This window comes from Novacetimonas hansenii JCM 7643 (assembly GCF_000964405.1).
Taxonomy (GTDB): Bacteria; Pseudomonadota; Alphaproteobacteria; order Acetobacterales; family Acetobacteraceae; genus Novacetimonas; species Novacetimonas hansenii.
This window is the reverse complement of the sequence record NZ_BANE01000268.1, coordinates 1-733: the sequence shown is the minus strand read 5'-3', so window position 1 is coordinate 733 and position 733 is coordinate 1. Positions and strand designations below refer to the sequence as shown.

1 protein-coding gene is annotated in these 733 nt (G+C 64.5%); it reads left to right on the top strand.

Annotated features, from left to right (window positions below):
* Positions 1-733: hypothetical protein (locus tag B7G66_RS17970; protein ID WP_048859326.1), on the top strand; the 733-nt coding region annotated here is incomplete at both ends.

Below are 733 nucleotides of genomic sequence, written 5' to 3'. Positions count from 1 at the left end.
CCGCACTGACGACACGCCTGATCGACAGCAGCAGCGGCCCCGTGGCGGATGCAACAGGGGTGGATGTATCGGCCAATGGCGGGATTACGGCCATTTCGGCCGGGACGTCGATGCTTTCGACGGCGGTGACGCCGGTGAATGACGCCCCGGTCACGACAGGGCGCACGCCGCCTGCGATGACGGTGGCGGAGGATACGACGACACCACCGGGCATATCGGTGTCCACCCTTTTCGGGCCGAGCTTCAATGACCAGACGGATGCGGTGCCGGGTGGGTCGTCGGCAAATGATCTGGCGGGGGTGGTCATTACGAAAAATGATACGCCCGCATCGGACGGGACATGGATCGTGGTCCATGCGGATGGATCACGCACCCCGGTGGGGGCCGTGTCGGAAACGAATGGCCTTGTGGTTTCGGCCTCGGACCGGCTGGCCTTCGTGCCTGCGCCGAACTGGAACGGTACGCCCGACCCGCTGACGGTTCACCTGATCGACAGCAGCAGCGGTGCCGTGACAACCGGCACGCATATTGATGCGACGAAAAATGGGGGGACGACGGCCATATCCATTGGCACGGTCGATCTTCCCGCCATTGTGCAGCCGGTGAATGATGCGCCGCTTGCCACCGGGAATGTGACGCTGCCCCCCGTGCCGGAGGATACGGCCAACCCGTCCGGGGCCTCTGTGGCGTCGCTGTTCACCCCGGTTTTCAATGACCAGACGGATGCGGTGCC